This is a genomic window from Agromyces sp. Root1464 (assembly GCF_001427265.1).
Classification (GTDB): domain Bacteria; phylum Actinomycetota; class Actinomycetes; order Actinomycetales; family Microbacteriaceae; genus Agromyces; species Agromyces fucosus.
The window spans coordinates 1,033,633-1,056,976 of record NZ_LMFU01000001.1 but is presented as its reverse complement, the minus strand read 5'-3'; the positions used below and the strand labels follow the sequence as shown (position 1 = coordinate 1,056,976).

Here is a 23,344-nt window from a genome sequence, read left to right as displayed (position 1 = left end):
GCGAGAGCACCGGCCGGCAGGCGTTCTGCTGCGGAAGGCGCAGCGATGAGCAGGTGGCGTGCAGCGCCGGGCGCCGGGCGCCGGACCGGGGCTCAGAGCCAGCGGTCGCGCAGGGCGGGCTTCAGCCAGGCGGCGGGCGACGAGATCGACAGCCCGCCGTCGACGGCGATGGTCGTGCCCGTGACGAACGAGGAGGCGTCGGAGCCGAGGAACGCCACGACGGCGGCGACCTCTTCGGGGCGGCCGATGCGGCCGAGCGGGTAGCCCTCGCTCTCGCCGGTGTCGGTCGCCGAGATGCTTCCGGGTGCCACCGCGTTGACCCGGATCCCGCGGGGGCCGTAGTCGAGGGCGAGCTGGCGCACGAGGCCCTCGACGCCGGCCTTGGCGGCGGCGTAGGCCGGCAGCGCCGGGGCCGCGAGCGACGCGTTTACCGAGGTGACGGCGACGATCGACGAGCCCGAGGCGAGGCGCGGCAGCGCCGCACGCGCCACGAAGAACGCGGAGTCGAGCGTCGCCCCGAGGGACCCCCGCCAGTCCTCGTCGCTCGTGGCGTCGGCACGGCCGATGGGCATGCGGGCGGCGGCGAGCACCACGACGTCGAGCCGGCCGAGCGCGAGCTCGGCGTCGGCGACGGCCTGCGCCGCGGCATCCGCTCGGCTGCAGTCGGCGACGAGGTACCGTTCGAAGACGGGGTCGGCGGATGTCTCGAGCCCGACGCCGACGACCGCGTCGCCCTGCTCGACGAAGGCGCGGGCGATCGCGAGCCCGATGTCGGAGCCGCCGCCGATCAGCAGGACGCCGCGGCGGGTCACACGCGCACCGCGGTGGGCAACGGCGGGAGGTCGAGCTCCTCGATCACGAGGTCGACGGCGGCGCGGCTGCCGGCGTCGAGTCGGGCAGCCGGGTAGCGCACGGTGGCGTGGTCGATGATGCCGCGCGCCACGAGCACCTCCTTGTGCACCGCCCACGCGATGCCGCCCTGCAGGCCCACCAGCACGAGGGGGAGCATACGTCGGAACCCGGCGCGCGCCTCGTCGACGCGCCCGGTGATGAACTGCTCGAGCACCGGCGCGAGCAGGTCGGCGAACTCGCAGGCCGGCATCGTGCCGACCGCGCCGCGTGCGTACTCCTCGAGGCAGAACTGCGCGTTCTGCCCGCCGAGCACGGCGAACTCGGCGTCGCCGATCGCCTCGACGACCGCGCCGACCTTGGGCGCCGTCGGGGGAGCCTCGATCTTCACCGAGTCGACGCCGTCGAGACGGGAGAGCTCGGCGATGAGCGACGGGGCCATGGCGACGCCCGTGACGCCGGGGGCGTCCTGCACCATGACCGAGAGGGAGGTGGCGGAGGCGACCTCGGCGTAGAAGTCGACGAGGCTCGCGGCGGGCGGCTTCACCATGAACGGCGGCAGCACCATGAGCGCGTCCGCGCCGCCCTCCTGTGCGATGAGCGACTGCTCGATCGAGGTCGCGGTCGAGGTGCCGTTGACCCCGGCGATGACGGGCACCCGGCCGTCGACGAGTTCGACGACGTCGGAGAGGATGGTGCGCCGCTCGGCGGCCGTGAGGGCGAAGCCCTCGCTCGCCATACCGAAGACGGCGACGCCGTCGACGCCGGAGGCGAGCTGGAACTCGACCAGTCGGCGCAGGCTGGGGCGGTCGAGCGCGCCGGATTCATCGAACGGGGTGGCAAGAATCGGCATCAAGCCATGGAGCATCGGGGCCATCGGCCAGTTCCTCACTTCAGCGTCGTTGCTTCTGCCAGTCTCGCAACTGACATTCATATTGTGAGATAGCCTGCCACATATCGGGTAACACCACCACCGAAGGATGACACGGATGTCGCGCTCCACTCCCTCACGAACCGTCGAGATCATCTCCGCCGAGCGGTACGTCCAGGCTGAGTCCCCGCGTTGGGACGGCCGTGACGGCGGTCTCGGCTGGATCGACATGGCGACCGGTGCGTTCCACCGCGGGCGTCTCGACGGCGGAATGGTGGTGCCGACGACCGCGACGATCGTCGGGCGGCAGATCGGCGCGCCCGTGCCGCTCGTCGAACGAGGCTCCGGCTGGGCCGTGGCCGTCGACCAGGGGCTCGTGCATGTGGGCGACGACGGTGTCGTCTCGCCGATCGCGGTCGGCATCGCCTCGGGCGACGACTACATGAACGACGGTGGGGCCGACCCGCTCGGCCGCTTCTGGGTGGGCAGCCAGTCGATGCCGAGGGACCCGCACTGCTCGCTCTGGAGTTTCGACGCCGACGGGGTGGCGACCGAGCGCCTCGGTGGCGTGACCGTCTCGAACGGGCTCGCGTTCGATCGCACCGGCGAGACCCTGTACTACATCGACACGCTCCCGCACCGGAGCATCGAGGCCTTCGACGTAGCGCCCGACGGCACGCTCGGCAACCGGCGCACCGTGTGCCGGGTCGAGGGCGGAAATCCCGACGGCCTGGCGATCGACCTCGAGGGCATGCTCTGGGTGGCGGTCTGGGACGCCGCCGAGGTGCGCCGTTACTCGCCGAGCGGCGTGCTGCTCGAGACGATCGAGCTCCCGGCGAAGCGGCCGACGGCCGTGGCGCTCGTCGACCGGCTGCTCGTGATCACGACGGCGAGCATCGGGCTGCCGGATCCGACCGATGCCGACGGCGCCCTCTTCGGCGTCGAGGTCGAGGTCGGCGGCGCCCCGGCGTTCCCGTGGCGCGGCGCGTCGCCGCGGGTGCTCTCCGGCGCTCTCGCGTAGGCGGGAGCGTCGACGACCCGGCCGGGTTGCCATTTCCGCGTCACGGATCTAGACTGACTAGTCAGTACAAATCCGAAGGATGCATCGTGTCGATCATCGTGCGGGCGCACGAACTCGCCCTCCACTCCAAGCGCGGCCCCGTCTACGGCCCCGTGAACCTCGTCGCCGAACGCGGCCTCACCGTGCTGCACGGCCCCGCCGGCAGCGGTCGCACCTGCCTGCTGCTCACGCTCGCCGGCCGCATGAAGCCCTCGAGCGGCACCGCAGAGACGCTCGGCTACGAACTGCCGCGCCGCGCGCGACCCGTGCAGCGCGCCACCGCGATCGCCGGGTTCCAGGGCATCGACACCCTCGAGGAGTCGGTCACCGTCGGTGCCGCGATCCGCGAGCGCGCCGCCTGGCTGGCGCCCTGGTGGGCGATCGTGCGCCGCACCGACGACGCGGAGCTCCGGCGCGTGCTCGCCCCCGTCTTCGGGGACGTGCAGCTGCCGTCGGTCGACACCCTCATCTGGGATCTCGACGAGGTGCAGACCGTGCTGCTGCGCATCGCGCTCGCGATGATGAGCGAGCCCGAGGTGCTCTTCTTCGACCAGATCGAGCAGGTGCAGTCGCCCGCCGCTCGGCGCGTGCTCTGGCAGCGCCTCGACGCGATCACGCGGGCGGGCACCGCCGTCGTGGCATCCGCTGCCGCGCCCGACACCGTCATCTGGAACGAGCTCGGCATCGCGCCGCTCGCCTTCGACCTCACCACCACCGCGCCCGAGGTTCCGGCAGAAGCCGCCCCCGACGCCCTCGACCTCATCCTGGAGCATGCCTGATGTTCGCCTTCCTCTCCTCCGGCACGGAGCTGCGCCGCTTCGGCAAGGGCACGCTGCCCAAGATCGCGCTCGTCGTGCTCCTCTTCATCCCCCTCATCTACGGCGCCCTGTACCTCTGGGCGTTCTGGGCGCCGACCGACGAGTTGAAGAACCTCCCCGTCGCCCTCGTGAACGAAGACGTCGGCGCGAGCCGCGACGGCGAGCCGATCACCGCCGGTGACGACCTCGTCGACGAGCTCACGAGCCGGAACGACCTCGACTGGCAGGTGACGGATGCCGCGGACGCCACGACCGGCGTCACCGACGGCGACTACTACTTCGCCGTCACGATCCCGGCCGACTTCTCCGCCAGCGCCGTCTCGGTCGGCTCCGACGACCCGAAGCCCGCGACCGTCGAGGTCGACTACAACGACTCGAACAGCTTCCTCGCCTCCACACTCGGCAAGCAGGCCATGATCCAGCTCCGCGACACCGTGGCCGAACAGGTGGGCCAGCAGACCGCCGACGCCATGCTCATCGGGTTGAACGACGCCGGCGACGGCATCCGCTCCGCCGCCGAGGGAGCGACGACGCTCGCCGACGGCATCGCCACCGCGAACGACGGGGCCGGCCGACTCGTCGTCGGCCTCGGCGACCTCGCGAGCGGCGCCGGCACCCTCGATGCGGGTGCGGTGCAGCTCGCCGACGGCACCGGCACCCTCGCCGACGGCCTCCAGCAGCTCGCCTCGGGCGCCGGCACCCTCTCGGCCGGGGCGACGCAGGTCTCGAACGGCGCGGCCGAGCTCTCGGGCAAGGTGAACGACGCTGCGAACGGCTCCGCCGTGCTCGCCCAGAAGGCGCACGGCCTCGCGGACGGCGCAGCAGGGATCGCGGCGAAGACCGGCGACCTCGCGGCCGGCACGGAGCAACTCTCGGGCTCGCTCGAAGCGCTCGCAGCGCAGATGCAGGCGAACCCCGACCTGCCCGCGAGCAGCCTTCTTCCGGCAGTGCAGGCGATCTCGGCGGGTGCCGGCGAGCTGAACAGCGGGGCACAGGCCGCCCTGCCGACCGTGCAGGGGTACGCCGGGCTCAGCAGCCAGTACGCCGGGGCCGTCGACCAGCTCTCCGCCGGACTCACGGCCGGTGCCCCAAAGGCTGCGGAACTCGCGGCGGGCGCCGCCCAGGTGAGCGACGGAGCGTCGACGCTCTCGACCAAGTCGGGCGAAGCGGCATCCGGCGCCCAGACCATCGCGAACGGTGCCGCGCGGCTCAGTTCCGGCACCGACGACCTCGTGAGCGGCACCGGCGAGCTCGCCGTAGGCGGCACCGCGCTCGCCTCGGGTGCCGCGCAGCTCTCAGACGGCAGCCGGACGCTCGCCGACAAGCTCGGCGAGGGCGCCGCGGAGGCGCCGCAGCTCAGCTCCACCGACATCGAGGTGAAGGCCGACGTCATGGCCGCACCAGTGCAGCTCGACGAGAGCTGGCAGAACGAGTCGAAGAGCTTCGGCGAGGGCTTCGCCCCGTTCTTCATCGCCCTCGCGACCTTCGTCGGCGGGCTGATCACGTGGCTCATCCTGCGCGCGCTGCCGACCCGGGCGCTCGCCGCCTCGGCCACGGGCCTTCGCGCCGTCATGACCGGCTTCCTGCCCGCGATGGCGATCGGTCTCGGCCAGGTCGTGATCATGGTGCTCGTGCTGGTCTACGGCATCGGCCTCGAACCGGTGTACTGGCTCGGCACCTCGGCGTTCATCTACCTCGTGACGCTCGCCTTCCTCGCGCTGCAGCAGATGTTCATCATCGTGCTCGGCACCGCCGCCGGCCGGGTGGTGAGCCTCGTGCTGCTCATGCTGCAGCTCAGCTCGTCGGGCGGCACCTACCCCGTCGAGACGACGCCGGCCTTCTTCCAGTGGCTGCATCCGTACATGCCCGCCTCCTACGTGGTGAGCGGCCTGCGCGAGCTCATCACCGGAGGGGTGGACTCTAGACTGTGGCTTTCGGTGCTCGTGCTCGCCGGCATCCTCGTGGGCTCGCTCGCGATCAGCGCCTGGAGCGCCGGCCGGCAGCGCATGTGGAGCGTCAGCCGGCTGCACCCCGAGCTGGCGATCTAGCCGGCCCGGCGGCAGTCGGCGACGCCACCGCACAGCTCGAGCGAACGACGAGGAGACGACATGGCACGCGCGAACACGACGAAGCGCGCCATCCTGGACGCCGCGCTCGAGCTGGCGGCCACCAAGGGCATCACCGGCACGACGATGGACGAGGTCGCCGAACTCGCCGGCGTCGCCAAGGGCAGCCTGTACTACAACTTCAGCTCGAAGGACCAGCTCTTCGAGGCCATGCTGCAGGAGGGGGTCGGCGCGCTCGCCGAGTCCCTCCGCAGCGCCAAGGGCGAGCTCCGCGGATGGGACGCGGTCGACGCGCTCGTCATCCGGCTGCTCGACATCGTCGCCGAGAACTCCGCGCTCGCGCGGCTCATGGCGTCGGAGATCTTCCGCACCGACCGGGCGTGGCAGGAGACCCTGTTCGCGCTCCGGCACGATGCGCTCGCCGTGTTCGCCGAGGCGATCGACGAGACGGATGCCGCGGCCGGGCGCAGCAGCATCATGGCCTCGGGCGTCTTCGGCGCGGTGCTCATGTCGGGGCTCGAGTGGCTCGTCTTCGAGCCCGAGCGCAGCCGCGACGAGGTCGCCGCCGCGATCCTCGCGACGCTCCACGTGCGCTGAGCGCCGGTCCACGTTCGCTGAGCGCCGGCCTACTTGCGCTGAGTGGTCGGTTCGTTCGAGACGCCAGATCGCGCAAGTGAGACCTGCCTCATGTGAGGCGGATCTCACATGAGGCATCCGGTCGATCCGTGCACGAGTGCGGGGGACGCGCGCGTCGCCGGGTGAGCGTAGGGTACGCGCATGGCATCCGATGGATTCGACGTCGCAGTGGTGGGCGGGGGTCCGGCCGGGCTCAGCGCGGCGCTCTCGCTCGCGCGGGCGCGCCGGCGAGTGATCGTCTTCGACGCGGGCGACCCGAGGAACGGGGTCGCCGAGCACATGCACGGTGTGCTCGGTCACGACGGCATGCCCCCGACCGCCCTGCTCGAGCGGGGTCGCGGCGAAGTCGAACGGCACGGTGGGATCGTCGTCGAAGGGCGGGTGGGCAGGGTTCGCGTCGGCCCGGCCGGCATCGACGTGGACGGCCCCTCGGGTGCCGTGCGGGCACGGCGGCTGATCGTGTCCACCGGCCTCCGCGACGAACTCCCCGAGATCGCCGGCCTGCGCGAGCAATGGGGTCGTGGCGTGGTCGTGTGCCCCTACTGCGACGGGTGGGAGCGGCGCAACGACACCATCGGCGTGATCGCCACCGGCCCCAAGGGCATCGATCAGGCGCACCAGCTGCGCCAGTGGTCCGACACGATCGTCTACTTCCCGAACGACGTCGGCGAGCCCGGCGCCGGAGCGCTGCGGACCCTGGAGGGGCGGGGCATCCGGGTCGAGCGGGGTCGGGTGCGAGCGGTCCGTTCGAATGAAGGCCGGGTCGAGGCCGTCCAGCTGGACGACCGGTCGGTGCAGGTCGAGTCGATCTTCACGGCGACGACGCTGCACCCGCGAGATCGGCTGCTGCGAGAACTCGGAGCGCGAACCATCGATGACGCCGACGGTTCGTGGGTGGAGGTCGATGCCGACGGCCGCACGAGCGTCGAGCACGTCTGGGCCGTCGGGAACGTGGTCGATCGACGCTCGAACGTCTCGGTGTCACTCGGAGCGGGGTCGCTCATCGCCGGAGCCGTCAACGCCGACCTCACCGCAGAGGACATCGCACGATCGGTGCGGCGGGACCTCGAACGCTGAGCGAGCCGTCGAGGTCAGGCGCTCTCGGTGCCCTTCAGCTCGATGCTGATCTGCTCGGCGTCGAGGTCCTCGAGCGCGGCACTGAGCGCCGCGGCGCTGAACGTTCCGTCGTCGCGCGCGTCGAGCAGGGCGGTGCGCTCCGCCTCGATCATGCGGAGCCGCAACAGGCGCACCTGCTCCGGATCGATCCGGCGGGCGGATGCCACGGCGCGAGACCCGGCCGAGCCATCCGTGTCGTTCGAGGCATCCGTGTCATCCGCAGCATCCGCTTCGCCCTCGGCGTTCGAGAGCTGCCAGGCGGCGCGCATGCGCTCGGCGACCTCGCGCACCGCGGGGTCGTCGTCCCTCGCCATCTCGGCCATCGCGGCGCTGCGCAGAACGCCCTCGAGCTCGCGTCGCTCCGCGAGACTCTCGCCGGGGTCGCGGGCCGGCAGGAGCCGGTGCACGAGCCACGGCAGCGTTCCGCCCTGCACGAGCAGCGAACCGACCGCGACGACGAACGCGATCAGGACGAGGAGTGAGCGGCTCGGCGTCTCGGACGGCAGCGTCTGCGCGGCGGCGAGCGTCACCACGCCGCGCATTCCCGCCCACACGACGATCGTGCCCTCGCGCCAGCCGAGCGGCTGGGCGAGGAGGTAGTCGATGTCGGCGACACGTCGCCGCCACACCGTGCGGAACCGTTCGGCCGTCGCCGGCGAGGGAGGCTTCGAGCCGCGGCGCCCGTCGCCGAGCGAGGCCCGATGCTCGAGGTGCTTCGTCTCGATGGCGGCGCGACCGCGCTCCCGGCCGCGACCCGGCCCGCGCTCGAGGCTCGCCGCACCGCCGGCGGCGCGGTCGGCGATGACGTCCTTGATCGTGGCTGCGCGTCTCGCCTGACGCGAGAGCGCGGCGAGCAGCGGGGCGACGAAGGCGGCCCGGATGAGCACGGTGGCCGTCAGCGCGATCGCCGCGAGCCCGACCGCGAACCAGGCGCCCTCGTGGGCCTCCTCGACGTCCGCGACGATCGCGGTGAGCTCGAGCCCCATCACGAGGAACACCGCGCCCTCGAGCACGAGCTCGACCGTGCGCCAGTTCTGGGCGTCCGACAGTCGATGCTGCGGGCTGAGGTAGCGCGCGGCGCCGCGGCCGGTGACGAGCCCCGCGACGACGGCGGCGACGAGGCCCGACGCGCCGAGGTGCTCGGCGGGGATCGCGGCGAGGAAGGGCATCGTGAACGAGATCACGGTGTTGACCGTCGGGTTGGCGATGCGCGCGCGCACCCGCAGGTTGACCCAGCCGACGGCGACGCCGATCACGGCGGCGATGACGATCGAGTAGACGAACGACCCGGCGACGCCCCAGATCGAGACGGATGCCGCGGCGCCCGCGATCGCCGCACGCAGCAGCACGAGGGCGCTCGCGTCGTTGAGCAGGCTCTCGCCCTCGAGCATCGCCACCACCCGGGGCGAGACGCCGAGACGTTTCACGATCGAGGTCGCGACCGCGTCGGTGGGGCTGACGATCGCACCGAGCGCGATGCCCCACGCGATGCCGAGACCGGGGATCAGCCAGGCGAACAGCAGGCCGAGCAGCACCGCTGTGATCACGACGAGCACGACCGAGAGCCCGCTGATCGCACCGAAGTCGCGGCGGAACTCCATCGCCGGCATCGAGACCGCGGCCGAGTAGAGGAGCGGGGGCAGCACGCCCGCGAGGATCCACTCCGGGTCGATCTCGAACTCGGGCACCGCCGGCAGCAGGCCGACGCCGAGGCCCACGAGCACGAGGAGCAACGGCGCGGCCACGCCGAGCTTCGGCGAGACGGCGGTCGCGGCGGCGATGGCGAGCAGTGCGAGCACGCCCGCGAGGAGCAGATCCATGTGAGCATTCTGCCGCGACAGCGGTCGCCGCCGCTCGGGCGGTACGCGGCGGCGACCCTGAGGCCCGGTGGTGGCCTAGTGCTGCCTGCGCATCTCGCGTACCCCGAGGACCACGAAGACGACGGCGACCACGAGGGCGATGCCGGCGATGCCGAACGGCCCGATCGATCCGAGCAGGGCCGAGAAGCCGGCGCGGCGGCCCGAAGATCCGTCGGCGACCTCATCCCAGAGCGGGGTGAAGCACGCCACGGCGATCGCGAGGGCGATCGCGCCGCCGCCGAACCATCCCCACGGTGTCTCGCGCTCCTCGTCGTGCGCAGTCGACGGATCGGCGTCCGACGCCGCGGGCGGTGTCTGCGGCTCGTTCGGGGTTACGGACGCCACAGCGCACCGCCTTCGTCGAGGTTCGCGGAACCGACGTACACCCCGATGACGCCGTTGTCGCCGTCGGACGAGAGCGGGAAGCATCCGGAGACCGTCTCGCCGGCCGCGAGCGCCTCGACGATCTCGGTCGGGCTTCCGCCCTGCGCGCCGTTGCACTCCTCCATGCCGGTGAACGTGGAGTCGAGATAGTCGCCGTTCGCGAGTTCGGAGTAGATGCCCGAGAAGAGGAGGTTGAGGGTGGCGGGGTCGTCGACGGCGTCGCCCGTGTAGCGGAAGTCGATGTCGGCGAACCAGATCTCGTCGCCGCCGGAATAGGCCTCCGCGACAGCTGCGGGCGCCTGCTCGAGCGAGGTCACCGAGACCTCCACCGGCAGCGTCGCCTCGCCCGAGGTCAGGTCGAAGCTCGCCGACTCGCCGATCTGCTTCGTCTCGGGTCCGGAGCTCGAGCATCCGCTGAGCATCAGGGTCACCGCGGCACCAGCTGCCGCGAATGCCATCAGTGTCGGCTTGGTCGCCATTCGTGTCTCTCCTCTGCACACAGCCGCGAACGCGGCGGACCCATCCTGTGGTGCGCGGAGCGTGCGTCGTGAGTTTCCCGAACGAGCCCGAACGGCCGTCGCGATCCGCTCAGCCGACCAGCGCGACGCGTTCGCGGAGTTGCGGGGTGCGCGCGTGGCCGATCGATTCGAGAAGATCGAGCGCGCGTCGGGCCGCGACCCCGGCGGCCGCAGGATCGCCGGCCGACTCCAGCACCGCCGAGTGCACTGCGAGCGACCTCGCCAGTTCCAGAGGATCGCCGATGGCCTCGGCGACCGACTGCGCCGCGGTCGCCCGCCTGCCCGCGAGGCCGAACTCGCCGGTGGCGACGGCGATCTCCGCGAGCGTGTTCAGGGCGTCGGCCTCGACGAGCGGCCAGCCGACCTCCCTCGCCTCGCGGAGCGCTCGCGCCCCGGCGGCCGAGGCGTCGCCGAAGCGCCCGCGCGCGAGCTGCACCTGGGCCTCGAGCACGTCGAGCTCCGGTTCGACCTCGATGCCCTCCGAGCCGTCGAGCATCGCGCGGCACTCGGCGATCGTCGCCGCGGCTTCGTCGATGTCGCCGGCCGCGACCAAGATGCCGGTGCGCACGACCCGGAGGTACGACGCGGAGAAGCCGGTGGTGCCGTGCCTGATGAGTCCGTCGATGTCGGCGAGGGCCTCTGCGGTGCGCCCGATCGCCCCCCGGAACATCGCCCGATTCGAGCGGATGATCGCGAGGTTGACCTCGTCGCCGGCCGACTCGCTGATCTGCCGAGCGTGCTCGTACCCGGCTGCCGCCTCGGTCGACCTGCCGCGCAACCGCGAGAGATCGGCGAGGTTGCCGATCGCCCGCCCCTCGGTGATGCCGTTGCCCGCCGCCGCGGCTCGTTCTCCCGCCGTGCGGTACGCCTCCTCGGCGAGGTCGTAGCGGCCGAGCATGCGATGCACGTTGCCGATGATGTTCCAGCGACGCCCGGGCATCGCCTCGGTGCCGATGCGTTCGGCCCGGTGCAGGGCCGCGAGGGCTGCGTCGACATCGCCGAGGCGCTCGGACGCCCGGGCGAGCAGCTCGGCGATGTCGCCGCGCTCACCGGGTTCGGCCGAGGCATCCGCTCGCACCAGGAGGTCGTGCGCCTCTGCCCAGTAGCCGGCGTCACCGAGCTGTTCGGCGAAGCGCTGTGCGAGGCCGACGAGCTCGGAGCGGAGGCCGAGCTCGTCGGCGAGCAGTGCCGCGGCATGGAGTTGACCCACCCCGACCCGGTCGAGCTGCGAGCGCTCGGCGACGACCCTCACGAAGGTGCGGCCGAACTCGCGGCGAACCGAGAGCGGGTCGGTGTCGAGCGCGAGGCGGCGGGCGAAGGCTCGCACGGTGTCGTGCATGCTGATCAGCCCTGATTCGGACTCCACGAGGTGCAGCGAGGTGAGGCGGCCGATGGCCGCGCCGGGTGCGAGGTACCCGATGATGTCGCGGTGGATCGGTGCGGAGAGGAGCCCGAGCGAGCGGAACAGCGCCATCGCGTCGTCGTCGAGGGTGGCCACCGTCGACCGGAGGAACGGGCGCACACGCTCGTCGGCGTCGCCGCTCTCGAACCGTTCGGCGACGTCGTCGAGGCTCCACCGCGGATTGTCGCGGACGAAGCGGGCGATGACGGAGAGGTCGAGTCGGATCCCTCCCGAGGCCCGCGCCAGGCGAGCGATCGCGTCGTGCCCTCCGGAGGTGATGCGATCCCCGAGTTCCCGCTGGAGCCAGGCGATCGCCTGCTCGCTCGTCAACGGCTCGACGACCAGGCGCCGTACCCGAGGCGACGCCGAGTCGTCTGCCGACCCCGCGCGCCCGCGCTCGATCTCGGCCTCGAGGTCGTCGAGCATCGCGCGCGACGTGACGAGGATCTGCGCGCCCGGCGTACCGATCAGGAGCGGTGCCACAGCTGACGCCGCTGCCGCGTCCTCGAGGAGCAGCAGCGTGGGGCGGCGGGCGCACGCCTCGGCGATGCGCCGCCGGAGGATGCCGGCGCCGGCGCGGTGCTCGGTTCGGGCGCCGAGGGCGCGGGCGATGCCGCGGAGCGCCTCTTCGGCAGCGACGGGCGCCTGCACGCTGTCGTAGCCGCGGAGCTCGACCCTCAGGGCGAGGTCGACCCGGCCCGCGGCCCGCTCGCCCTCGGCCAATCGCCGGGCGAGCATGCTCTTGCCCACGCCCGGCAGGCCGGTGATGACGAGCACCGTGCCGGGAGCGACGGCGGGGGTCGACGGTGGAACGTCCGACGAGGCCGGAGACGCTGCGCGGCCGGCGCCCAGCTCGGTCACGACGACGTGATCGCCGAGGGTGGCACCGGCCAAGCGGAGTGCGAGCCGCCGCCAGGCCTCGGCCGGACCGGCGGGCACCCCGAGCGCGAGCACGATGTCGCCGACGAGATCGGCGTCGATCCGCCTCCGGTCGGGTCGGAAGCAGTCGTAGACGGTCACCCGGCCGGGCGCGGCGCCCGACCCTCGTCGCTCGCGCAGCACCGCGACCTGCCTGGTGAGCTCGGCGAAGCTCGGCGCTCCCTGATCGAGGCGGAGCTGCGTGAGCGCGCGCGAGAACGCCGCGAATCCATCGATCCCGGGCGAGGGCATGAACGCGGCGGATGGCGCGGGGCTTCGCGTCGGTCCGTTCACAGCCGTTCCTCTGCATCTCGGGAGATCCGGGCGCATCGCGAGGTCACCGCCCGCACGGTCCCACCACCCTATCGAGCGGGTCGTCGCCGACCTGCACTAGTGTCGGATGCCGCCACACCCGCGACGAGAACGGAATCCACCATGGCCTGGCTGTTCCTCACCCTCGCGATCGTGTTCGAGGTCGCGGCGACGAGCTTCATCGGCAAGACCGAGGGGTTCACGAAGCTCTGGTGGACCGTCGGAGTGCTCGCGGCCTACGGGGTGTCATTCGCGATGCTCGCCCAGGCGGTGCGCGAGCTCGAGATCGGCATGGTCTACGCGATCTGGTCGGGCGTGGGCACGGCGGCGATCGCGACGATCGGGGTGCTCTTCCTCGGCGAGAGCCTCACGATGCCCAAGCTCTTCGGCATCGGGTTGATCATCGCGGGCGTCATCGTGCTGAACGTCTTCGCCGCGCCGGCCGCGCACGCCTGATCGGGTCGCCCGCCGCGACCCGACATCCACCGTGCGGTGGATCCGTCGGCGCGCGGCATCCGGCAGGCTGGACGGATGGACCTCGACCTTCTGAGCGGAGCCGCCCTCACCGGCCCCGCCCTCCTCGGTGCGCTCGCGCTGCTGGCGCTCGTCGACTCGACGAGCTTCGGCACCCTGCTCATCCCGACGTGGCTGCTCCTCGCGCCCGGCCGCCTGCGGCCCGGCCGGATCCTCATCTACCTCGCGACGGTCGCGGGCTTCTACCTCCTGGTCGGCATCGTGCTGCTGACCGTCGCGGCCACCGCCCTCCCGCAGCTCATGACGCTCGCCGCGACCCCCGGCTTCCTCTGGGCGCAGCTCATCGTCGGCGCGGCCCTGCTCATCGGATCGTTCTTCATCGGCGGCAAGCGCAAGCGCACGGGACCCGGCCGCTTCGCGCGCTGGCGCGAGCGAGCCGTCACCGACGTGGGGGAGGAAACGGGTAGCCTGCTGCCGCTCATGGGGCTCGCGGTCGCCGCCGCTGCCGTCGAGGTCGCGTCGATGCTGCCGTACCTCGTCGGCATCGGACTGCTCTCGACCTCGGAGTTCGACGCCGCCGCCCGGCTGCTCGTGCTCGCGGGGTACTGCCTCGTCATGGTCCTGCCCGCCCTCGTGCTGCTCGGCCTCCGTCTCGTCGCGGCACGGGCGATGGAGCGACCCCTCGCGCGGCTCGGCGCCTGGATGGAGAGGAACGCCGCCGAGACGACCGGATGGATCGTCGGCATCATCGGGTTCCTGCTCGCGCGGGCGGCGGCCGTCGAGCTCGGCCTCTTCGAGGCGATCCTGTAGCGCTCGTCCCGACCGGGTCGACACCCGAGACGCGGAACGCGCGCACCGACCGGGTGGTCGGTGCGCGCGTTCGCGTGGTGCGTCAGTCTGCCAGCAGGTCAGTCCCACTCGACGACGGCGCCGTCGGTCGCGAGGTTCATCGACGGGGTGCCGAACGACGGGCCGAACAGCACGGAGCACGTGCCGGTGGCGCCGTCCTTCGTGCACTCCGCAGTGACCTCGACCGAGCCGAGGTAGCCGCCCGTCACCAGGGTGGGCACGTCGTAGCTCAGCTCGGGCTGGAACGCGCCGATCTCGGCGCGCGTCTCGGCGGGCAGCGTGCGGGTGATGGTGCCCTCGGTGAGCACGGTTCCGTCGCTCAGCGTGGCCGGAATCGTGAGCCCGCAACCGGCCTCGAGCGTCGTCGACACGATGCAGGCGTCGACCGAGGCCGAGACGGCCTGCCGGAAGGCGTCCGCCGCCTCGGGAGTGAGCACCGCGTTCATGCCACTCGTGTCGGGGTACTCGCTCGGCGCGGTCACGACGATCACGGTCTCGCCCTCGAGGGCGAACCCGTCGACGGTCACGCCGTACTCGTACGCGCCGGGGAACGCATCGACGTACTCGCCGCTCACCGGGACGCCGTTGATGGTTGGCTCGAGGCCGTCGAGCTGGTAGACGCTCAGCTGACCGGTGCCGCCCGTGACCGTCCACCCGTCGGAGTCCTGGGAGACGGAGATCTCGGTCGTGACGGGCGTGTCTCCGATCGAGTAGGTGACGGGCACCAGGCCGTAGCCGCCGGTGATGTCGGGCTCGCCGATCACGATGTCGGTGAGTGGTGCGAGCTCCTGCGACGCGGCGAGTACGTCATCGGTCAGCAGCGGGCTCGACGACTCCGGTGCGTAGATGAACGAGAGCGCCGCCTCCGCATCGCCGTCGGCGATGGCGGTGAGGTATCCCTCAGCCGTCTCCTCGGCGCTCCCGCCCCCAGCGAAGGGGCTGCCGCCGCCGCCCGCGATTCCGCGCAGGGCGCTGATCGCGAACACGATCGCGACGATGAGGACGACGAGCACGACGAGCCCGCCCCCGACGATGCCGAGGATCGCGCCCGTGCCGAGGCCTTTCTTGGGCGCGGGGGCCACGCCGCCGGGTGCCGCAGCCTCAGGAGCCGCCGCCGGCGCGGGCGCCGCCTCGGTCGTCTCGGGAATGGTCTCTTGGGGCTCTTCGCCCCGGGAATCTTCAGTCAATGTTCCCCCTTCGGTGGCCAGCCTATGTGCGCCGGTGAGGGGGTCACGGCGGGCCGGGGGTGGAGGGCTCCCCATTGCGGACTTGTCGGCAGGTCGTGGTCGACTCTGGGCATGGGATTCGACGCGCAGTTCCTCGGAGTGCCCGCACCGATGCCGCGAGCAGGTGAGGTCGAGGCCGCGGCTTCCGTCGATCTCGAGTACCTCCATTTCTCGGTCGTGCTCGACACCGTGCGGCGCCTCGCGCGGGTCACGGGCGTCAACGTCGACGGTCCGTCGCTCATCGACCTGCCGCGCGGCGACGATTGGCGGCTCGACGAGCGCATCCCGGCCGATTGGCAGGCAGGCCCCGAGATCTACGCCCGCAACGACTTCGACCGCGGTCACCTCGTGCGCCGTCGCGACCCCGTCTGGGGCGCGCCCGAGATCGCGGCGCGGGCGAACGCCGAGACCTTCCGCTACCCCAATGCCGCCCCGCAGGCCGCTGGCTTCAACCAGTCGAAAGAGCTGTGGCTCGGCCTCGAAGACCACGTGCTCGAGCACGCCGAGGTCTACGGTCTGCGGCTCAGCGTGTTCACGGCACCCGTGCTCGCGGCGGGCGACCCGCCGTATCGAGGCATCCGAGTGCCCCTTCGGTTCTGGAAGGTCGTCGCGTGGAACGCCGGCGGACGCCTCGCGACGACGGCCTTCGTGGTCGACCAGGCGCCGCTCGTCGACACGAGCGAGGTCGTGGCGCCGACTCCGGGTGAGGCGCCGCCGCTCGGCCCGTTCCGCACCTTCCAGGTGCCGGTGTCGGATGTCGCGGAGCTCACCGGCCTCGTCATGCCCGAGCTCGAGGCGGCCGACGTGCTGCCCGTGACCGTCGCGGTGACCGGCTGGCGGCAGCTCGCCGACGCCGGCGACATCCGGCTCTGAGCCCGCGCTCCCGGGCCCTCGCTACTCGACCGGCGACACCGCCGGCGCGAGGGGCGCGCGTTTCGCCTTCCGAGCCGCCTTCGCCGCGGCATCCGACTCGGCCATGAGCGCCTTCGTCTCGTCGAGCTCGCCGAGCATCGGGCGGAGCCAGAAGGAGTTCGGGTTCGAGTCGACGAGCACCATGCGCACGAGCAACGTGAGCGGAATCGCGAGGATCGCACCGATCGGGCCGATGACGACCGCCCAGAAGAGCACCGAGAAGAAGGTGATCGTCTGGCTCAGCGCGACGGCGTTGCCGACGACGCGCGGCTGGATGACCGACTGGATCACGGCGTTGATCACGCCGTAGACGACGATCACGGCGATCACCGTCGGCCAGCCGCCCACGAGCGCGCCGAAGATGATCGGCGGGATGATCGCGATGAAGTAGCCGATGTTCGGGATGAAGCTGCAGAGGAAGGCGAGCAGACCCCAGATGAACGCGCCGGGAACGCCGATGATGAGGAGCGCGATCCAGTTCACGACACCCTGCGCCACGCCGAGCACGGTCGTCACGACCATGTACCGGCGGACGTTGCTGCCGTAGTTGACGAGCGAGGTCGCGACCAGCGGTCGGTGCGGCCGCAGTTGCCGGAGTAACGTCGGCAGGTAGCCCGCGTCCATCGCCATGAGCAGCAGCATCGTGAAGAGCACGACGAGCGTCGTCGTCCACCCGGCGAGTCCGCCGACGAGCCCGCTGACGAAGCCGATGACCGTGCCTGGATCGAAGTCGGAGACGAGCGCATGCAGCTCGTCGGCGTTGATGCCGATCGAGACCAGCCACTGGGCGAAGTCGGCGCCCCATGACTTGATCTCGCCGGCGAACTCGGGCAGCAGGTTCGCGAACTGCCCGAACGCGACCATGACGGCGTAGCCGAAGGCGACCAGCAGCAACGTGACGGCGGTGATCACCGACCCGGTCGCGATGCCGCGTGGCACGCCGTGGTCTTCGAGCCACACTCGCAGGGGGTGCACGCAGATGGTGAGCACGAGGGCGAAGAAGACGGGCGCGATGATGCCGGAGAGGGCGGCGATGCCGAACGCGGCGACGGCCGCCCCGCCGAACCCGATGAGGATGAACGCGTTGCGGTGCTCACCGCCCGGCACCTCCCCGCGGAGCGCTTCGGCCTCGGCCTCGCTCGTGACGCCCTTCGGCCCGGTTCGCTTCCTGTTCCACCACATGAGGACTCCGTTCGGCACGGTGCGCGCGCGTCTTGCCTCACGATAGCGAGCGGCGATGCCGGGCAGCGGGAGCGGCGCGGCCCGGCGGGGCTCAGGGTGCCGGCGCCGATCGGCCCGGCAGGAGCGGCGGGCTCGCGGCATCGGAGAGCGTGAGGACCGCCCGGCCCACCTGCCGATGCTGTTCGAGCGCGTGTTCGAGCGCGCGCAGTTCGGCCGCGACATCCGCTTCACCCCGATCGCCCACGAGGTCGACCGCTGCGATCACGAAGACCGTGTCGGGCCCCGTGTATTCGATGTGGAGGAAGGTGACGCGATCGATCTCGGGTCGCTCGAGCAGTTCGGCGAGCACCACGTCGCGCGACTCCTCGTCGATCGCCTCGCCGAGGAGGAAGGCGCGGTTGCGGCCGATCAGCACGACCGCGACGACGCCGAGCAGCACGCCGACGAGGATCGAGCCGAGGGCGTCGTAGACGGGGGAGCCCGTGACCTGGTGCAGCAGCACGCCGAGGAAGGCGAGCACGAGGCCGATGAGGGCGGCGGCGTCCTCGGCGAACACGGCCCGGAGTGTGGGGTTCGAGCTCTTCGCGACGTGCTCGATCGTGTGCAGGCTGCGCTCGCGTGCCGCTGCGCGCGCCTGACGGTAGGCCCGCACGAACGAGATCGCCTCGAGCACGAACGAGACGGCGAGCACGACGTAGGCGACGCCGAAGTCGCTCGCCGGCTCCGGATCGATCAGCTCGGTGATGCCGTGCTGGATCGAGACGACCGCGCCGGCGGTGAAGAGGCCGAACGCGGCGAACATCGACCAGATGTAGGCGTCCTTGCCGAAGCCGAGCGGATGCCGCGCATCGGCCGGTTTCCGCGAGCGGCGCTCGGCGATGACGAGCAGGATCTCGTTGCCGGTGTCGGCCCAGGAGTGCGCGGCCTCGGCGACCATCGACGCCGATCCCGTGATCGCCGCCGCCGCGGTCTTCGCGATCGCGATGAGGGCGTTCGCGACGAGCGCGATGATGACCGTGAGCAGGCTCTCGCCCGCCGTGTCGTTCGCGCTGTCGCCGTCGGTGTCACTCATGCCGGCCCTCCCCGGTTCGAGTCTGGCATCCGGCGCGCCACGGTGCGACAGTGGAGGCATGGGCGCGGGCGCAGGGCGCATCGACACCGACGTGCTGATCGTCGGTGCCGGGCCGAGCGGGCTCATGACCGCGGTGTGCCTCGCGAAGCTCGGGGTCGACGCGGTGATCGTCGACGGGAAGCAGCGGCCGACCCGCGAGTCCCGGGCGCTCGCCGTGCAGGCCCGCTCGATGGAGCTCTACGACCAGCTCGGCCTCGTCGACCGGGTGCTCGCCGAGCGCTCGGCGGCCACGACCGTGGTGCCGGGGGCAGGCCGGGGTCGACGCCCGTTCGGGCGCATCCGCCTGCGTGCGCTCGGCACCGGGGTCACGCCGTATCGCGAGATCACGGTGTTCGAGCAGAGCCGCAACGAGCGCCTCCTCGTCGATGCGCTCGGTGAACTCGGGCGCGAGGTGCGGTGGGGCCATCGACTCGAGCGGCTCGAGGTCGCACCGCACACGGGCCCAGGCGGCCGCGAAGGCGACGGCGATGGCGACGGCGATGCAGCGGATGCCGCGGCATCCGTCACCGCGACGCTCGTCGGACCCGACGGGCCGGTGACCGTGCGCGCCCGCTACTGCGTCGGCGCGGACGGCGCCCATTCGCCCGTGCGCGAGTCGCTCGGGATCCCCTTCGAGGGCGTGACGAACGAGCACACCTTCTACGTCTCGGATGCCTCGGGCGTCACCGGGCTCGTCGGCGACGCGATCAACGTGCGCGTGACGGCCGAGCACTTCCTGCTCGCCTTCCCGATGGGGCCGGGGCGGGCACGCCTGCTCGGCGTCGTGCGGGACCGGGACCGCGACGAGCACGGGGAGCTGCCCGAGGCCCTCGTGCGCGGCATGCTCGACCGGGAGTTCGGCGTGCGGTACGCGGCATCCGCTTGGTTCACGACGTACCGGCTGCACCACCGCCTCGCCGCGCGCTTCCGCGACGGGCCGTGCTTCCTCGTCGGCGACGCCGCTCACATCCACTCGCCGGTCGGCGCGCAGGGCATGAACACCGGCCTGCAGGAGGCGCACGGTCTCGCCTGCGCGCTCGCCGACGTCGTGGTCGGCGGCATGCCCGACACGCGGCTCGACCGCTACGAGGCGGAGCGGCGACCGGTCGGGAAGGTGCTCGTCGCGACGACGGATCGCGCGTTCGCCGCGGTGACCTCGGCCTCGCCCGCCGCGCGCTTCGTGCGCGGCCGCGTCGTGCCGCTCATCGGCCCGACCGCCGTGCGCCTCGCGCCGCTGCTCATCGGCGGACGGCGGGTGTTCGGCTACCTCTCGCAGACCCGCATCCGCTACCCGGTTCCGGATGTCGCGGGCACCCGCCGGGACGCGGCGGTGGGCGTCCGCCTGCGATGGACGGGGGAGAACTTCGACGCGCTCCGCTCGATGCAGTGGCAGGTGCACGGGTACGGCGTGCCCGAGCGGGCCGTGCGGCGCATCGCCGGCGAGCTCGGGGTGGATGCGCACGTCTTCGGTCGCGACATGGGCCGCCCGCGACGCGCCCGGCTGCGGAGCGATCGGGTCTACCTCGTGCGCCGCGACGGCTTCGTGGTCGCCGAGGTGCTCGCCCCCGGCACGGGCCGCGACCTCGACGCCGCGAGGGCCCGCCTCGCCGGATTCTGAGGCGCGCTCGGCGACGCGTATCGTCGTATGGTGACCGACGAGACCATGCCCGCTGCGGCGCCCGCTCACGGTGCGGAGCGAGGCAGGAGCCTCGCCGGAGCCGCCGTGCAGCTCGGCACCGAGGTCTCCATCAACTTCGGCTCATCCCTCGCCGGCCTCGTGATCCCGGTCGTCGGCTCGTTCGTCGTCGTCGCCGTGCGGCAGCTCGTGATGGTCGTCGCCGTGCTGCCGTTCTACCGCCCGAAACGCGCCGAGCTCACGTGGCGCCGCCTCTGGCCTGCGGTCGCGCTCGGCGTCGTGCTCGCGATCATGAACGTGACGTTCTACGAGTCGGTGCACCTGCTCGGCCTCGGCGTCGCCGCGACGATCGAGTTCCTCGGGCCGCTCGCCATCGCGCTCGCGAGTTCGCGGCGCGTGCTCGATGTGATCTGCGCGCTCGCCGCAGGGGCCGGGGTCGTGCTGCTGATCGGCCCGGGCGCATCGGATGCCGCGGGCATCGACCCGTGGGGCCTGACGCTCGCCCTGACCGCGGCGGCCGCCTGGGCCGGGTACATCCTGCTCACGCGCAAGGTCGCTCACGGCCTGCCGGGGCTCGAGGGGCTCACCGTCGCGAGCATCGTCAGCCTCGCGCTGCTGGCGCCGTTCGCGGCGGCGACCTTCGACCCGGCGGTCGTCGACTGGGCCGTCGTCGGCCTGCTGCTCGGCGTCGGAGTGCTGTCGTCGGCGTTGCCGTACAGCCTCGACACGTGGATCCTGCGCCGCATCTCGCCGCGCATTTACGCGATCGTCACGAGCTTCGGACCCGTCATCGCGGCCGTGTTCGGCTGGCTCGTGCTGTCGGAGACCTTCTCGCTCACCGAGGTGATCGCGATCGTCATCGTCTGCGGGGCCGCGGGCACGGCGCTCGCCACCCAGCGCGCACGACCCAAGTCGCAGCTCGAGCAGACCGCAGAGGGCATGGCCTAGGTGCACCGACCGGAGCGGCCGATCGAGCGACTCACTCGCCCCGACCGTGCACCGGTCTGGCGTTCGCCGGGGGTTCTCCGACCTCCTGGACGGTGTGGCCGCTGCACGCCGTCTTGGTCACGCTGGCTCGCTCGATGCGCGACACGGTGAACCAACGCATCGCATTGCGCAGTCGGCACCACCCGACCAGGTACCACTGGCCGTTCGGGGAGGCGAACAGCACGGGTTCGACGTCGCGGGTGGTCGTGGTCCCCTCTCTCGAGGTGTAGCGAATGCGGACGACGCGCTGCTCGGCCATCGCCTCGTCCAGTGCCGACCTGGTTGCGCGCGAAGCGGGGGAGGGACTCGCGTCGACCCAGACGCGGCCGGCCAGCTCGTCGGCTCGTGCTCGGGTCCTGGGATCGAGCACGTCCAGGATCTTCCGGATCCCGGCTGCTGCCAGATCGGCGTAGGGAGCGTCTGGTGCAGCGGACACGGCCGCCATGAGCGCCACGGCCTGCGCTGGGGACAGGCTGACCGGCGGCAGGGACGCGCCTGCGGCCAATCCGTATCCACCGCCCGGACCCGGACGCGACCATACGGGCGCGCCGCTGTTCTCGAGCCCGTCGAGGTCTCGCTTGACCGTGCGCACGGACACGCCGAACTCTCTCGCCAATCGTTCGGCGGAGACGCCTCGCGCGCCGCTGCGGCGCAACATCTCGGAGAGGGCATGGAGCCGTTCGGTTCGCTTCACCCTTCGGATCCCGACGAATTCATGACAGAAATAGTGACACACTCTTGTCCATGTGGCCTGTGAGAGTTGTGACATGAACACTCCCACCACCAGTCCGACCATCATCCTCATCGCCGGCCATTGGCTGGGTGCTTGGGCGTGGGATGACGTCCTCGATCACCTGAGCACCGACCACTCGCGCGCGATCGCAATGACGCTGCCCGGTCTCGACGGGGACGATTCCGAACGTGCGGCGAAGACGCTCGACGACCAGGCGGATGCGATCCTCGGAGTCATTTCCCAACATGGAGATCGGCCCGCGGTCCTCGTCGCCCACAGTGGGGCGAACGCCCCCGTCAGTCTCGTCCTCGACCGGCACCCGGAGCTCGTCCACCGGGTGGTGTGGGTCGACTCCGGCCCCGTGGCGGCGGGTAGTGTCTTCGCTCCCGACTTCCCGGATGAGGCGAAGGAGTTGCCGCTGCCGTCGTTCGAGGTGCTCGCACAGCAGGCGAGCCTCGAAGGCCTGAGCCCAGAGGTCCTCGAGCGTTTCCGGGCCCGGGCCGTCCCCGAGCCGGGCCCCGTGCTTCGTCAGCCCGTCGAGCTCACGAACGATGCCCGCCGCGAGGTCCGCACCACCCTGGTGTGCTGCTCGATCTCGAGCGAACAGGTCATGGAGCTGGTCCGAGCAGGCCATCCCATGTTCGCCGAAGTCGCGAACCTCGAGCACCTCGACGTCATCGACCTCCCGACGGGGCATTGGCCCATGTGGAGCCGTCCCCGCGACCTCGCCGCGGCCATACAGTCGGCTGCTTCCCGAAACGACTGAACTGCACGTACGACCGGCAGAGCCAGCCGAATCCGGCCGGCCCTGCCGGTCCGTCAGTGCGCGGGTCGCTGCTCGGCGGCGTCGGCGCTGGCGTCCGCGTCCGTGACGGCGGCCGCTTCCGCCTCGAGTGCCCGGAGCAGCGCGCCCACGCCGCGCGTGAGCGCCCGGAGGTCTTGGATGTCGAGCCGTTCGAGCGGCGGGCGGCTGAGCTGCGGCCGGGCGGCGAGCAGCTCCTGCATCACCTCGCGACCCCGATCGGTGGCGACCACCCGGCGCACCCGGTGATCGTTGAGATCTTCGACGCGCGTGGCCATGCCCTGGCCGGTCAGCCGGTCGACGATGCCCGACATCGTCGCGAGCGAGACGCCGAGCGTCTTCGAGAGGCCCTGCACGGTGCTGCCGTCGGCGTCGGTGAGGATGATGCCGAGCACCTTGAGCTGCTGCATCGTGAGCCGGATCGAGAGCAGCGGCTCGACGAGCTCGGGTACCACGATGGTCTCCATCGCGGCCTGCAGGCGGAGGAGTTCGTCGAGGAGTTCGCCCTGACCGGCGCTGTCGACTTCGAAGCTCTCCACTCGAACACCGTACCCCGGCATTCTCAGCCGCGGCACAGGGAAGAATACGTAGCCTAAAGCGAAGCTTCGTGTGATACGAAGCAA

22 protein-coding genes are annotated in these 23,344 nt (G+C 71.7%); 11 read left to right on the top strand and 11 right to left on the bottom strand.

All coding sequences use genetic code 11. The annotated features are described in order from the left end of the window. Positions 1–92: 92 nt before the first annotated feature. Positions 93–812, bottom strand: coding sequence for an SDR family NAD(P)-dependent oxidoreductase (locus ASD23_RS04810; RefSeq protein ID WP_056006927.1), 720 nt, complete (start codon positions 810–812; stop codon positions 93–95). Then, complete coding sequence (locus tag ASD23_RS04805; RefSeq protein WP_235507628.1) at positions 809–1,702, bottom strand: dihydrodipicolinate synthase family protein; 894 nt, start codon at positions 1,700–1,702, stop codon at positions 809–811. Before ASD23_RS04805 ends, ASD23_RS04810 begins: the two co-directional genes overlap by 4 nt. Positions 1,703–1,838: 136 nt before the next feature. Here ASD23_RS04805 and ASD23_RS04800 point away from each other — a divergent pair, with 136 nt between their 5' ends. The 5 genes from ASD23_RS04800 to ASD23_RS04780 all read left to right on the top strand — a co-directional run bounded on the left by ASD23_RS04800 (position 1,839) and on the right by ASD23_RS04780 (position 7,377). Further along, positions 1,839–2,741: an SMP-30/gluconolactonase/LRE family protein gene (locus tag ASD23_RS04800; RefSeq protein ID WP_056006922.1), complete on the top strand. Its 903-nt coding sequence runs from the start codon at positions 1,839–1,841 to the stop codon at positions 2,739–2,741. Positions 2,742–2,827: 86 nt separating this feature from the next. Then, positions 2,828–3,559 carry an ATP-binding cassette domain-containing protein gene (locus ASD23_RS04795; protein WP_056006920.1) on the top strand — a complete coding sequence of 244 codons (732 nt, stop codon included), beginning with the start codon at positions 2,828–2,830 and terminating at the stop codon, positions 3,557–3,559. Beyond that, complete coding sequence (locus tag ASD23_RS04790) at positions 3,559–5,646, top strand: YhgE/Pip family protein (RefSeq protein WP_056006919.1); 2,088 nt, start codon at positions 3,559–3,561, stop codon at positions 5,644–5,646. The genes ASD23_RS04795 and ASD23_RS04790 overlap by 1 nt, the downstream gene beginning before the upstream one ends. A gap of 60 nt (positions 5,647–5,706) precedes the next feature. Further along, complete coding sequence (locus tag ASD23_RS04785) at positions 5,707–6,261, top strand: TetR/AcrR family transcriptional regulator (protein ID WP_056006917.1); 555 nt, start codon at positions 5,707–5,709, stop codon at positions 6,259–6,261. 180 nt (positions 6,262–6,441) lie between these two features. After that, positions 6,442–7,377 carry an NAD(P)/FAD-dependent oxidoreductase gene (locus ASD23_RS04780; protein WP_056006914.1) on the top strand — a complete coding sequence of 312 codons (936 nt, stop codon included), beginning with the start codon at positions 6,442–6,444 and terminating at the stop codon, positions 7,375–7,377. 14 nt (positions 7,378–7,391) lie between these two features. Here ASD23_RS04780 and ASD23_RS04775 read toward each other — a convergent pair whose 3' ends face one another. From ASD23_RS04775 to ASD23_RS04760, 4 genes are all read right to left on the bottom strand, one after another. Continuing rightward, positions 7,392–9,236 carry a cation:proton antiporter gene (locus tag ASD23_RS04775; RefSeq protein ID WP_056006912.1) on the bottom strand — a complete coding sequence of 615 codons (1,845 nt, stop codon included), beginning with the start codon at positions 9,234–9,236 and terminating at the stop codon, positions 7,392–7,394. Positions 9,237–9,311: 75 nt separating this feature from the next. After that, the gene (locus ASD23_RS04770; RefSeq protein ID WP_056006909.1) at positions 9,312–9,620 is read right to left on the bottom strand and encodes a hypothetical protein; all 309 of its coding nucleotides are present in this window, start codon (positions 9,618–9,620) and stop codon (positions 9,312–9,314) included. Beyond that, positions 9,608–10,138 (bottom strand): hypothetical protein, encoded by a 531-nt coding sequence (locus ASD23_RS04765; RefSeq protein ID WP_056006906.1) that lies wholly within the window; start codon positions 10,136–10,138, stop codon positions 9,608–9,610. Before ASD23_RS04765 ends, ASD23_RS04770 begins: the two co-directional genes overlap by 13 nt. A 109-nt stretch (positions 10,139–10,247) precedes the next feature. Beyond that, positions 10,248–12,791: an AAA family ATPase gene (locus ASD23_RS04760; RefSeq protein WP_056006903.1), complete on the bottom strand. Its 2,544-nt coding sequence runs from the start codon at positions 12,789–12,791 to the stop codon at positions 10,248–10,250. Between the two features lie 141 nt (positions 12,792–12,932). Here ASD23_RS04760 and ASD23_RS04755 point away from each other — a divergent pair, with 141 nt between their 5' ends. After that, positions 12,933–13,265, top strand: coding sequence for a DMT family transporter (locus tag ASD23_RS04755; RefSeq protein WP_056006900.1), 333 nt, complete (start codon positions 12,933–12,935; stop codon positions 13,263–13,265). 75 nt (positions 13,266–13,340) lie between these two features. Then, the gene (locus tag ASD23_RS04750; RefSeq protein ID WP_056006897.1) at positions 13,341–14,093 is read left to right on the top strand and encodes a GAP family protein; all 753 of its coding nucleotides are present in this window, start codon (positions 13,341–13,343) and stop codon (positions 14,091–14,093) included. 98 nt (positions 14,094–14,191) lie between these two features. On the opposite strand, the gene ASD23_RS04745 is transcribed toward ASD23_RS04750, so the two are convergent. Further along, on the bottom strand, positions 14,192–15,319 hold the full coding sequence (locus ASD23_RS04745; protein ID WP_157377006.1) for a hypothetical protein: 1,128 nt from the start codon (positions 15,317–15,319) through the stop codon (positions 14,192–14,194). A 111-nt stretch (positions 15,320–15,430) separates the two neighbouring features. On the opposite strand from ASD23_RS04745, the gene ASD23_RS04740 reads away from it, so the two are divergent. After that, a complete protein-coding gene (locus tag ASD23_RS04740; protein WP_056006891.1) occupies positions 15,431–16,231 on the top strand; it encodes a DNA/RNA non-specific endonuclease in 801 nt (266 codons plus the stop codon). A 21-nt stretch (positions 16,232–16,252) separates the two neighbouring features. Here ASD23_RS04740 and ASD23_RS04735 read toward each other — a convergent pair whose 3' ends face one another. Together ASD23_RS04735 and ASD23_RS04730 are read right to left on the bottom strand one after the other, a co-directional pair. Next, positions 16,253–17,452 carry an AI-2E family transporter gene (locus ASD23_RS04735; protein ID WP_082571187.1) on the bottom strand — a complete coding sequence of 400 codons (1,200 nt, stop codon included), beginning with the start codon at positions 17,450–17,452 and terminating at the stop codon, positions 16,253–16,255. Positions 17,453–17,543: 91 nt separating this feature from the next. Continuing rightward, the gene (locus tag ASD23_RS04730) at positions 17,544–18,524 is read right to left on the bottom strand and encodes a cation diffusion facilitator family transporter (protein ID WP_056006889.1); all 981 of its coding nucleotides are present in this window, start codon (positions 18,522–18,524) and stop codon (positions 17,544–17,546) included. 58 nt (positions 18,525–18,582) lie between these two features. On the opposite strand from ASD23_RS04730, the gene ASD23_RS04725 reads away from it, so the two are divergent. After that, positions 18,583–20,181: an FAD-dependent monooxygenase gene (locus ASD23_RS04725; RefSeq protein ID WP_082571186.1), complete on the top strand. Its 1,599-nt coding sequence runs from the start codon at positions 18,583–18,585 to the stop codon at positions 20,179–20,181. Positions 20,182–20,211: 30 nt separating this feature from the next. Beyond that, positions 20,212–21,147 (top strand): EamA family transporter, encoded by a 936-nt coding sequence (locus ASD23_RS04720; protein WP_235507627.1) that lies wholly within the window; start codon positions 20,212–20,214, stop codon positions 21,145–21,147. Positions 21,148–21,178: 31 nt separating this feature from the next. Here the strand turns inward: ASD23_RS04720 and ASD23_RS04715 are convergent, their stop codons facing one another. Next, positions 21,179–21,880, bottom strand: coding sequence for a helix-turn-helix transcriptional regulator (locus tag ASD23_RS04715; protein ID WP_056006886.1), 702 nt, complete (start codon positions 21,878–21,880; stop codon positions 21,179–21,181). A gap of 73 nt (positions 21,881–21,953) precedes the next feature. Here ASD23_RS04715 and ASD23_RS04710 point away from each other — a divergent pair, with 73 nt between their 5' ends. Then, positions 21,954–22,685 carry an alpha/beta fold hydrolase gene (locus tag ASD23_RS04710; RefSeq protein WP_056006883.1) on the top strand — a complete coding sequence of 244 codons (732 nt, stop codon included), beginning with the start codon at positions 21,954–21,956 and terminating at the stop codon, positions 22,683–22,685. Between the two features lie 53 nt (positions 22,686–22,738). Here ASD23_RS04710 and ASD23_RS04705 read toward each other — a convergent pair whose 3' ends face one another. Further along, positions 22,739–23,260, bottom strand: coding sequence for a MarR family winged helix-turn-helix transcriptional regulator (locus ASD23_RS04705; RefSeq protein WP_056006880.1), 522 nt, complete (start codon positions 23,258–23,260; stop codon positions 22,739–22,741). Positions 23,261–23,344 lie beyond the last annotated feature (84 nt).